Annotated in this window: 6 protein-coding genes and 1 pseudogene; all 7 read right to left on the bottom strand. The window is 40.9% G+C overall.

Annotated elements, in window-relative coordinates:
• Positions 1-457: 457 nt before the first annotated feature.
• Positions 458-655: a hypothetical protein gene (locus EWV66_RS09180; RefSeq protein ID WP_260441277.1), complete on the bottom strand. Its 198-nt coding sequence runs from the start codon at positions 653-655 to the stop codon at positions 458-460.
• A 498-nt stretch (positions 656-1,153) separates the two neighbouring features.
• Positions 1,154-1,663, bottom strand: coding sequence for a HEAT repeat domain-containing protein (locus EWV66_RS09175; RefSeq protein ID WP_052275314.1), 510 nt, complete (start codon positions 1,661-1,663; stop codon positions 1,154-1,156).
• Position 1,664: 1 nt separating this feature from the next.
• Positions 1,665-4,243 (bottom strand): annotated as a pseudogene (locus EWV66_RS09170) (HEAT repeat domain-containing protein).
• A gap of 888 nt (positions 4,244-5,131) precedes the next feature.
• Positions 5,132-5,866, bottom strand: a complete 735-nt coding sequence (locus EWV66_RS09165) for a M15 family metallopeptidase (protein WP_287108155.1) — start codon at positions 5,864-5,866, stop codon at positions 5,132-5,134.
• A 31-nt stretch (positions 5,867-5,897) separates the two neighbouring features.
• Positions 5,898-7,289, bottom strand: coding sequence for an NAD-dependent malic enzyme (locus EWV66_RS09160; protein ID WP_185237445.1), 1,392 nt, complete (start codon positions 7,287-7,289; stop codon positions 5,898-5,900).
• Between the two features lie 512 nt (positions 7,290-7,801).
• Positions 7,802-9,955 carry an O-linked N-acetylglucosamine transferase, SPINDLY family protein gene (locus EWV66_RS09155; protein ID WP_287108153.1) on the bottom strand — a complete coding sequence of 718 codons (2,154 nt, stop codon included), beginning with the start codon at positions 9,953-9,955 and terminating at the stop codon, positions 7,802-7,804.
• Between the two features lie 12 nt (positions 9,956-9,967).
• Positions 9,968-12,067, bottom strand: a 2,100-nt coding sequence (locus EWV66_RS09150; RefSeq protein ID WP_287108151.1) for an O-linked N-acetylglucosamine transferase, SPINDLY family protein, incomplete at its 5' end; no start/stop codon positions are given.

Below are 12,067 nucleotides of genomic sequence, written 5' to 3'. Positions count from 1 at the left end.
GGCCGATGAAGACGCAAGGTTTTGAACGACGATTCTCTCAAAATCTTGCACCTGTGGGAGCGAGAAAAGCCCCAAAACCTTTACTTTGCCTACATTTCAAATTTATTCAGCAAACCCTAATTATCATCAAAAAAGCTTGACTTATGGTTATAATTGTGCTAATTCAAAAATGAAACGCATCAGCGGCGGACTTCGGGATTTCTATCATTAAAAGATTATTAAACCTCTAGGTTTACTCACTTAAATTAGCAGTTTCTAGCCATTTTTTACCCATTTCAATGGGAATACCGAGGGGAGGACAGAGGACTTTAATTAATTCAATTCCTCCCGTGATTAAAATGCTTCTTAGGCGAGAATTTTTCTGGATTTCTGCGTCAACTTGTGCGACAAAAGTTTGTTTTTCAATTTCGGTATTAGTGGGATAAGTTTGGGTGAGTTGGCTGATAAGTTGTTGGATTTATTGGACGGCTTCGGCTAAATTTTGGGGTGTGGCGTAATTATGTTGAACTGCTTTTTGATCTCCTTGCACCGTATCGGCAAAGTTAGCAATATTTGCTCCACGAAGGTCATATTTAGGAGTTTCTGACATAGGATTAAAAGATTGAAGATTACTGATGATAATTAGGGTTTGCGGCAAAAAGTACGGGCGAAGCATTCGGATAGAAAATCTCCAGTTTCACCGATAGGTTATTGCCCGAATGCTTCGCCCCTACAGGACGCGGGACGATGAAGACGCAAGGTTTTGAAGCACGATTCTCTCAAAATCTTGCACCTGTTTCGCAAGAAAAGCCACAAAACCCCTATCTTGCCTACATTTCACATTTATTAGTAGCTGGTTATAATTAAATTAAAAATGGATTTTAGGTTCGATCCCCCCTGCCCCCCTTGATAAGGGGGGTGCCGATAGGCGGGGGGATCTGACAACTTTTAACGCCTACCTACTTAATTATAGCATCCATAATGGCAAAACTGAGAACATTTCTCTGAATGAAAGCGATACGTCGAATTCAAGTCCCCCTTAGAAAGAGAGATTTAGGGGGATCAAAATAAGGATTGAGCGGCTTTAATCCGAATACTTGGGTTCTTGTCTGTGAATAGTCTTTTGGCAAGAGTTCTGATAATTAAATCGAGGGATTCTGTACTCAATTTCATATCAGTTTACTGCATAACGAGAGCCAATTTTGCCGAGGGCATCAACAGCACTGAAACGAACGCTATCATCTTCATCGTAACAAACATTTACTAGATCAGGAATAACATCTTCTAGTCCAATTTCACCTAAAGCAATTGTGGCTGTGACACGAACTTTTACTTCCGTATCTTGTAGGGATTGAATGAGATAGGATATTGCTTTTTCACCACCAATTTTTCCGAGAGATTCCGCCGTGATTATCCGAATATCGGGATTAGTATCAGATAAGTAGGAAGCTAGATAAGGAATTGCGGATTCATTGCCAATTTCTCCTAAAGCTCGAATCAGATTTAGGCGAACATTAAGATCATTTTCTCCTATTAAATGGGATACTAAGGTATCGGCAAGGCTGCTATTGCCAATTTTGCCCAAGGCTTCGGCAGCTTTAGCGCGGATCTGGGGGAGAGAATCGTTGAGTTTATTCAATAAAGTATTGATGGCGATTTGGGTGTTATTAAGTTGCTGAACCATGTTATTTTTCCTCTGGGTTATTGTTATTAGGTTGCTGGGGATAATTCTGTTGGTTTCCTTGCACATTATGAGCTAAATTGCCAATGGTAGCTCCTCTTAAATCATAGGTAATAGATGAGGTTTCAGAGGTTGGGGATTGAGTGGAGTAAGAAATAGATTCAGGGAGGGGGTGATAGTATTTAAGTTTGTTTTGAATTGTGTCTAGTGCTTCTCTAGCTAGATAGAGAGTATCGTCATCATTTAATGTGACAAAATCAGGATTTTTCAGGCATTTGATAAGTTCAGTCATCGCCGCTTCTGAGCCAATATTACCCAAAGCCTCGGCTGCCTTCCTACGAACAAACTCATCAGAGTCTTCTAAAGCCTTGAGTAACCCCGGAATAGCTGTTTCCGAGCCAATTTTACCCAAAGCGAAGGCTGCGTACCAACGAACATCCTCATCAGAGTGTTCTAAAGCCTTGAGTAACCCCGCAATGGCTGTTTCTGAGCCAATTTTACCCAAAGCGAAGGCTGCGTTCCCACGAACACCCTCATCAGAGTGTTCTAAAGCCTTGAGTAACCCCGCAATGGCTGTTTCTGTCTCAATCTCAGTCAAGGCCTCGAGTGCGTTATCAGAGTGTTCTAAAGCCTTGAGTAACTCCGCAATGGCTGTTTCCGAGCCAATCTTAGCCAAAGCGAAGGCTGCGTTCCCACGAACAGACTCATCAGAATCTTTTAAAGCCTTGAGTAACCCCGCAATGGCTGTTTCTGAGCCAATATTACCCAAAGCGAAGGCTGCGTTCCTACGAACATACTCATCAGAGTCTTCTAAAGCTTTGAGTAACCCCAGAATCGCTGTTTCCGAGCCAATTTTACCCAAAGCTAAGGCTGCGCGCCTACGAACATCGCTATTAGAGTCTTCTAAAGCCTTGAGTAACTCCGCAATGGCTGTTTCTGGGCTAATAAGCTAAACGGCTTTTACTTCGGATCACCGATATAGACTCCAAAAGGGTTATAGCTGTTGGATCATGCAGGTTAAGCGCCGTTTAGCTTATTACCTAAAACGGAGGCTGCCTTCCGACGAACAACCCCATCAGAGTCTTTTAAAGCTTGACTCAACTGATTAACAACTTCATTAGACTTTGTTAATCCCAATAACTCCACCTTAAACCGTTTCGGCACATCCAACCCAAGCACTAACCCCACTGTCTGCTTTTGAAACTTAAAGTTGACTTCTCCTGCTAACCTCGCTCCTAATTTTAAATCAATCTCTAACCCTAATTTAACCACCCGTTTTGCTTGGGTTTCATTATCCAATAACCCCAACAGCAACGCCATAGGTTCCGTCCATTTGAGATAATTCAAATAGTCCCACTGTAACTGCTCATCCCTGAGATGGGGTAACTTTTTCTTTAATTCCTCAGCCGTGTAATATTCTTGAATCAGTTGGTGGCGAAAAGCAATTTTATCATTACCTTCTAGGTGAATTAGATGATATTTCAGTAAATCCTTTAACCACTGCTTACTGTAATATTCTGGGAATCCTTTATTTTTGATAAATTTGCTTAATTCTTCCTCTGCTTCTGTTCGGGAAATAGCCACCTGAATCTCGGTTTTTGACTCCCCTTGGGTCATTTTCCACGCTAACAATTGCAGCAATTCTCGCCACCAATCCCGCGATTCTTGGTAAGTAGGAACATCTGCTTTTAATTTCTTGTCATAAATTCCTGTAAAAATCTGGAAAACTAAGCCCAAATTAGCAGGAATTTTGTTCTGATTATTATCAAAGACTGAACAAAGCATCCACAAAAGTAGGGGAGTTTCTCCCAATTCCTTGAGACGATTTCCCAACTGTTTAAGCATTTCTTCGCCTTTTTCAGGCAAATAGGCCTTGACAAAATCCCGCATCTGTGCTTCGCTCAGGGGCAGCATTTCCAGCTTTTTTTCAATGTTTAAGTCGTCGCTGCCTAAATCCCTTGTGGTGAAAATCATCGAAATTTCTGCATACTGCTGGCGAAAGTTTTTTAAATCCCGTCGTGCAGTATCTGAGGGCAATTCATTGATACCATCAAATAATAATAATGGGCTAAAATTCTGATTTTCTAACAGCCAACTTTCTAGGGTATTACTATCAATAATTAATTTATGGCGTTTCAGGAATTGTAAAATTAAATCAAGAATTGAGGTTTCATACAAGCGTAATTCGATGAGAATGGGAATTTGAATGATTTTAGCTTGATTTTGTTGATTTAGGCGCAAGCTTTGCACCGCTACGGATTCTTCTAATAATAATCTGGCTAAAGCGGTCGATTTTCCTGAACCGGGACGACCTTTTAAAAGAACGTGATTAGCGGCATACTTGCGTAAACCATCTAAAACTGTGAATCTTTCGGTTTTTTCTGGTCTTTCTGGTCTTTCTGGTCTTTCTGGCGGGTTTTCTGGTTCTTTTTCAATCGTCTGCACCCACAAATCCCTTAGCAAAGGTGCAGTTTTCGACGGGCGTGTTTTTCCCTCTACGTCCGTGAGGGTGTAAAATGTCTCCCATTGGGCGTACTTTTCCGAGTCCGAGATTGATTTGAGATAGGGAGTCCAGTCAATCATTGATGCTGTCTGTTAGTTCGAGAAGGAATCCGGATTAACGCTTTTAATATCTTCAATTATAAGCAATATAGTGGGACTAGCTCTGAAAAATTGGCAACGGAATCGATTGGCTGCCAGATTCTCTCGTTAGAAATGTCCACAACCCCCCGCCATTAGGTGTAGGATGTGTTACGCGCTTTGCTAACACATAAAAAACTTTTTCTGTTGGTGCGTTACGGCAATATTTAGGGTCTGCTGAAAAAGTACGGGCGAAGCATTCGGATAGAAAATCTCTGGTTTCAGCGATAGGTTATTGTCCGAATGCTTCGCCCCTACAGGACGCAATTGCCGATAAGGTTATCCTATTTTTGTTTTCCTAATTGTTAGGTTTTCTAAAAAATTTAAAAAGTACGGGCGAAGCATTCGGATAGAAAATCTCTGGTTTCAGCGATAGGTTATTGTCCGAATGCTGGACGCAATTGCCGATAAGGTTATCCTATTTTTGTTTTCCTAATTGTTGGCTTTTCTAAAAAGTTGAAAAATTACGGGCGAAGCATTCGGATAGAAAATCTCTGGTTTCAGCGATAGGTTATTGCCCGAATGCTGGACGCAATTGCCGATAAGGTTATCCTATTTTTGTTTTCCTAATTGTTGGCTTTTCTAAAAAGTTGAAAAAGTACGGGCGAAGCATTCGGATAGAAAATCTCTGGTTTCAGCGATAGGTTATTGCCCGAATGCTGGACGCAATTGCCGATAAGGTTATCCTATTTTTGTTTTCCTAATTGTTAGGTTTTCTAAAAAATTGAAAAAGTACGGGCGAAGCATTCGGATAGAAAATCTCTGGTTTCAGCGATAGGTTATTGTCCGAATGCTTCGCCCCTACAGGACGCAATTGCCGATAAGGTTATCTTATTTTTGTTTTCCTAATTGTTGGGCTTTATAAAAAGTTTCTAAACTGTGACTATCCCCGACAAAACGCCAGTGCCAGGGTTCATAATTAATACCCTGGAGATTATTTTCAGGGAAAGATAACTCGAAACTATACTGGGCAGCGTTATTTTGCAACCAACGAAAAGCGGCAGTATTAGCAAAACTGCTACTTAAATTCGTTGCGGGAGCGCGACCATCGCCAATATCGATCGCATAACCGGTATGATGTTCGCTGTAACCCGGAGGTGCGCTCACTTCTGCTCGTTTGCGGGTTTGCTGATTGCGTTGTTTTTTAACTTCAAAAAAGAGCTTTTCTTGGGTTGCTTTCGATCGAAATGCGGAAATCGGCATTAAAATCACCCCCGACCTTCTCGCGTCACTCTGCATCTGGATAAAAGCCTTGGCTGCCGGTTTCCTTAAACGCATAGCACCATCCCCAGTAATGGGGGCTAATTCCGTCTCCGGGGCCTCTTGATAGGGTAAATGACCTAAAATGTTCTCAATGGGGCTAGGAGTGGCTTTAATGGGGGGTGATGGGTTAATAACCGGTTTTTGTACGGTAGCAGGGGGACGATTCAAGACTGCTATGGCAATTAGGCCGGTTCCCATCAGAGCAAGTAAACCGCTTGCGATCGCTATGAGACCATTAGGATTAGTAGTTTTTCTGTACTGGTTGTCCCGCAAAGCTTCGGGAATATCATCGATCGGTTTCACGGTTCACTTACCCTCCTGCACGATAATTACATTATTCCCCGGCCACTCCATCTTGACGAGCAGCGTGTTGAACTGCGGCGGCCACAGCCGTAACTACACGACCATCAAAAACCGAGGGAATAATATTCTCTCGATCAAGATTAGCAGGATTGATCAAAGAAGCGATCGCTTTGGCCGCTTCCAGATACATATTATCGGTGATGGCCCTAGCGCGACAGTCCAGGGCCCCGCGAAATAATCCAGGGAAAGCGAGAACATTATTAATCTGATTGGGATAATCGCTGCGTCCGGTAGCCACCACGGCCACTAAATCATTGATTAATTCCGGTTGAATTTCGGGAATCGGATTAGCCATGGCAAACACGATCGCATCTTTAGCCATTCCCTTGACCATTTCGGGAGTCAATACCCCCGGTGCGCTCACCCCCAAGAAGACATCAGCGCCTTTAAGAGCATCCCCTAGCTTACCAGTGGCGGCCACGGCCCAAGCTTGTTTTTCTGGGGTTAAATCGTCCCGTTGTTGGGAGAGGATGCCAAGGGAATCACAGAGGGTTATATCTGTAGCTCCTGCGGTTTTAAAGAGAGTAGCGATGGCGATTCCCGCTGCACCTGCACCATTAATGACGATTTTGACTGTATCAAGCGATTTTTTGACTAATTTGAGGGCATTAATCAGGGCAGCCAGGGAAACGATCGCTGTACCGTGTTGATCATCGTGGAAAACGGGAATATTTAATTCCGCTCGCAGACGTTTCTCGATTTCAAAACAGCGGGGAGCGCCGATATCCTCTAGGTTAATACCCCCAAAAACCGGAGCGATTCTTTTGACGGTTGCGATGATTTCTTCGGGGTCTTGGGTGGCTAAACAGATGGGAAAAGCATCAATTCCGGCGAATTCCTTGAATAACATCGCTTTCCCTTCCATTACCGGCAAGGCAGCCTCTGGCCCGAGATTTCCTAATCCTAATACTGCGCTACCATCGGTAACTACAGCGACGGTGTTGCCCTTGATCGTCAATGAATACACTTGTTCTGGTTGGTGGGCGATAGCGGTGCAGATGCGACCAACTCCGGGGGTGTAGGCCATGGCCAGGTCATCTTGGGAGGTGAGGGGAATACGACTTTCAATGGAGATTTTACCGCGACGATGGATATCGAAGGTGCGATCGGAAACTTTGAGCAGTTTAACATCCGGTAGAGCTTTAACCGCGGCGATAATCTGTTCCGCTTGGTCGGTACTAGCGGCATCAACCATCACCTCGCGGGTGCTAATCTTTAAATTGCGTTCGATCAGAGAAATTTGCCCTAAATTCCCCCCGACATCGGCGATCGCATTGAGGACAGAAGCGAAGGTTCCCGCTTGATTGGGGATTTCTATCTTGAGACTTAGACTATAGCTAGGATTGGGCGTTAAATGAACCATGCTGAAGGCTTCCAATACTGATAAATATTGATTATCTTCTATCTGTGGGGGACTTTGGTATCTAATCGTGCAGTTTCTGTAGCTATTATGATCTCTGTGGTCATAATACCGGTGAAACCGAGTGAGTCAAACTAGATTCTTTTTAAAAGGTGTGGGGTGTGGGGTGTGGGGAGAAGGTAGGAAGGCTGCATCTCAACATTTGCAAAAATACCGACAATCAGCAATTATCAGTCACTCTCAAATGCGTACAAATGTATTAATAACTGCCTGTAAGCAGCCCACCGAAAAGCTAATGCGCTCCGGGGTTTGGGGGCGGCGCCACGCCCCCAACGGGGGTTTGGGTAGGGTTGATTCATGAATCAACCCTACTATGAATCAACCCTAGGGGTTTGGGGGGTTCTACCCCCCAAAAGCTTGGATTGAGCGATAAAATCGGAAGTAAAGCCCAATTTTAAAAGAGAGTTTTCCCTTAAAAATCCCAACTTAGTAGATTGACAAAAATGAGATGCACCCTAAATATTCCACATTTGTTGATAAGCAGTTTCTAAATCTCTGGTAAATTGTTTGGCATTCCAGAGGGGAGATGTATGACGAGATTGACGTAATTGATAACGGACTTCTTCCCGCAAATTTTTATCCAATCCTAGCTTAATTCCCCACTGCACATATTCCTCATCACTCCAAGCTATACCCTGACTAATGCCAGCATTTTTCATAAAAGTATAGCTATTGCGGGCTGCGAATTGTTCACCAACCCTAGTGACTAAAGGAATCCCCATCCAGAGGGTTTCTAGGGTTGTGGTAGCACCACTATAGGGATAGGTATCGAGAATTATATCAGCAATTCCTAGATTAGCGCGATGGGTTTCCTCATTGAAATCATTGGGCAAAAATCTTAATCTATCTTGACTAATTCCCAATTCGTCGGCACTTTTGAGAAATAATTCTCGAATGGTTTCTTTGTCGGCAAAACCTTTGATTAAAAGATAGCTATTAGGAACCTGTTGGAGAATCTGCAATTGCCGATAAATCATGTTTAAGTTGCGTTTTAATCCCGATTGCACGGTCAGATAAATAATAGCATCATCGGGAATATTTAAATCAGTTCTTCTCCTAGTGGGAACACCCACTTCAAAACCATCCACGGATAAATAAGAGTTAGGAAGTCGGATAATTTTTTCTGAATAAATTTCTTGAGCATTTTCGGGTAAAACGTAGTTATCAGCAATAAAATAATCAATAGCAGGAATTCCCGACGCATCTAATCCTAACCAGGTTACTTGTATCGGTGCTGGTTTTAAGGCCATTACTAGATAAGTTGTATTATTAGTTAAGCTATCAAGATCCACTAAAATATCTAATTTGTCTTGACGAATTTGGGCAGTTATTTGTTCAATTTTTGCGGGCAAGTTATAGCTATAATCTGAGTTATTTTTAAACCATTTTTCAGTCATTTCGTCCGCTGCTTGGTTGACACAATAGGTGTAAATTTCAAATTTATCTCGATTATGATAGTGAAATAACCAGCGACTTAACCAACCCACAGAATGACGACGGAGAGTATAGGCAATATAACCAATTTTTATTTTTCTTGCTGGAGATTTTGAAGAATAAACAGGAGCAATATAGTGGTAGCGGGTTCTTACATTTGCTTGAAAAATTTCCGCTAGTTTACTTTGTAAATAGCGATTAATTTTCGGATTATCTTGATAGTAGGGAAGACAGCTACTAACTCCTAAAATAGAGTCGATAATAAAGGGAGGTGCATTAAATTGTTTGGCATTAATTTGTCCCTCGATTAATTGGATTAATTCATCAATAAATTTAGGTAAATTTCCCCAGTCTCCCTTAGCTTGTAAAATACCAATCACTAGAGAAATTCCGAACAGCTTTTCAGTAGTTGTCTGGCAACTTTTATAAAAATTATCGGCAATTTCTAGGGCTTTTTTATAGTCAACAGTGGTGGTTTTATAAAGATTAAACAAACTATTTTGTAGGTATAAATACTCTGGTAGAAAGCGCAAACAAAGTTCTACTAAATTAATGGCAAATACACTTTGTTTTTGTTGATAAGCATAATTGACAATTGCTGAAATAACTTTGGCTGCAATTATTTCTGGATTATTGATATGTAAGGCTGCTAATTCTAAAAAGTGGATGGTATTAGTACAGGGGTAGATTAAAACTTTTTCCGTCACTCGCAGCAGTAAATCAAGATTAACTGCTGCTGTAGCTGTATTCTCTAACAGTTCAAATACACACCAATCATTGCACTTTTCCATCGCAAAATTTTGGAATTGTATTTCTAATTCCATCAGATGCAGGAGATTATTTAAAAAACTAGGATTAAGATTTTGTAGCTGCCATCGAATTAGATAACTTGTCTCTAGTCTTTGGGAATTTTCTTGTCTGGTTGCCTCTGCATCTAAGATTTGAGTTAAAGTTTCTATCCACCCCGATAATTCTGATTCGGCTGCTTGACTCAACACCAGTAACCAAGTAGCTTGCGCGTCTTCTTCTCTATCTTGTAAAAGATAGGCTAATCCTAGATAAAAATAATCCTCAATTACCAGAGAATTGTTGTCAATTAATTGTTCATAAAACTGCACCACCAGTTGATAATTATTGTTGTTTAAATGGGTTTGTATGTCTTGATGCCATTGCATAGTTTTTATCCGCTAAGATTGACAATAAATATTCCACATTTGTTGATAAGCAGTTTCTAAGTCTCTGGTAAATTGTTTGGCATTCCAGAGGGGAGATGTATGACGAGACTTTCGGAGTTTCCAACGGACTTCTTCTCTTAAATTTTTATCCAATCCTAACTTAATTCCCCACTGCACATATTCTTCATCACTCCAAGCTATACCCTCAGTTATTCCCGCATTCATCATTAAAGTATAACCGTTGCGTGATGACCATTGTTGCCCCACTTTAACCACCAGAGGAATTCCCATCCAGAGGGTTTCTAGGGTGGTTGTACCACCGTTAAAGGGATAGGTGTCCAAAACCACATCAGCGATGGCTAAATTTGCCCTGTAGGTTTCCGTCTGATAGATAGGAAGCATCTTAATTCGATTAGTTTCTACCCCAACTTCTGCGGCAATTTGACAGAATAAATCCCAGAGAGAATTATCATCAGCAACTCCTTGAATCAGGAAATAACTATTAGGTACGGATTTGAGGATTTGCATTTGTAAGCGAATCATCGCCGGATTACGCTTAATTGCCGTTTGAGAGCTTAGGTAAATAACCGCATCATTATTAATACCTAAATCTTCTCTTCGCAGGGTAGGAACGGCTATTTCAAAACCATCCACAGCGACAAAAGCATCAGGTAAACGCCAGATTTTTTCTTGATAATATTCTTGGGCATTTTCTGGTAGTACATAAGGATCCGCTAAAAGATAATCTACTGCGGGTAAACCGGAACCATCAAAACCTAACCAGTTAACTTGAATAGGAGCAGGTTTTAAGGCAATAACTGGGGCAACGATTGCCCCGGTACCACTATCTAAGTCCACAAGGATATCGATGTTATCTTCTTTAATTTTGCGGTAGGTTGCTAGGGAATCAGCAGTAGCATGATAGATTTTATCTGCGGGATTAGAAAACCATTGTTGAGTTATTTCATCCACAGGTTGACTCACCATATAAAGGTGAATATCAAACTGCTCACGATTGTGATAATTGATAGTCCAACGACTCAAGAAACCCACGGGATGACTTTTTAAGCTTTGGGAAATGTAACCAATTTTAAGTTTTTTATCGGGATTATCTTCTCTGGGTTTGTCAAAACTTTCCTCTTGAAAACCCAGCATTTCTTTGTAGGTTGTTTGAAAAAAACTACCAATATGACTTAAAAGCGGTCGATTCTCTTTCGGGTTATCTTCATAGTAAGAAATCGGATTCATAACTGTTAGTAAATTTTCTCTAACTAAGGGATGTATATCTTGGGGGTTTTGTTCTATAAATTCTCTAATTAAGTGTTTATACTCTTGACAAATACTAGGGATATCATTCCATTTTGAGGATCGTAAAGAGCCATTAAAGAGGAGAGATTGACTAAACATTTTCAAATCAATTGTCTGACTTTTCTTTTTCAACTTATTTGCTAAATTTATTGCTTTGTCATAGTCATCTGAAGAGATATAAAACCAAAATAAATTAACTTGTAAGTACCAACTTTCGGGATAAAGGGGAAGAAAAGCTTCCGCCAAATCTACCGAATAAAGAGGTAGTTTTTTTTGAAACGCTACCTGACGAGTAATTTTTAAAATATGATCCAGAAGTTTTAAAGAATTCGACAGATAGGGTAAACTTAACCGAACTAATTCTATGGTATATTTATGGGTGTAAGGTATGACGGCAATTACTACCCGTTCCAATAATTGAGAGTTAACTGAACCCTGAGTAATTAATTCTAGTATTTGCCATTCTTGCAGTTGTTGAGGATCAAATCTATTTAATTTAATTTCAACGAGGGTTAAGTGCAGTAAATTATCGAGATAACTGGGATTAATTTCCTGTAGATGTTTACGAATTAACCAAGAGATTTCTAGATTTTCTAACTCTATTTGTCGGTTAGCTTCGGTAGTTAAAATATTGCTTAATTCTAGCAGCCATGACTCGGTTTCCTGTTCATCTCCTTGAGTGAAGACAAATAACCAAGTAGCTTGTGCTTCTTCTTCTCTTCCTTGCAAAAGATAGGATAATCCTAAATACCAATAATAACTAATTTCTGTGGTTTCTCTTTCTATCAGTTCTTCGTAAAACTG

Origin of the sequence: Microcystis sp. M_OC_Ca_00000000_C217Col, from assembly GCF_007095585.1 — a bacterium.
GTDB lineage: Bacteria > Cyanobacteriota > Cyanobacteriia > Cyanobacteriales > Microcystaceae > Microcystis > Microcystis panniformis.
The sequence above is the reverse complement of the archived record's forward strand: the minus strand, read 5'-3'. Positions and strand labels throughout refer to the sequence as shown.

What these genes read in the sequence shown, in the direction of transcription:
- EWV66_RS09180 (WP_260441277.1), bottom strand. Translation starts at nt 655, where the DNA reads ATGCTTCGCCCGTACTTTTTGCCGCAAACCCTAATTATCATCAGTAAT.
- EWV66_RS09175 (WP_052275314.1), bottom strand. Translation starts at nt 1,663, where the DNA reads ATGGTTCAGCAACTTAATAACACCCAAATCGCCATCAATACTTTATTG.
- EWV66_RS09160 (WP_185237445.1), bottom strand. Translation starts at nt 7,289, where the DNA reads ATGGTTCATTTAACGCCCAATCCTAGCTATAGTCTAAGTCTCAAGATA.
- EWV66_RS09155 (WP_287108153.1), bottom strand. Translation starts at nt 9,955, where the DNA reads ATGCAATGGCATCAAGACATACAAACCCATTTAAACAACAATAATTAT.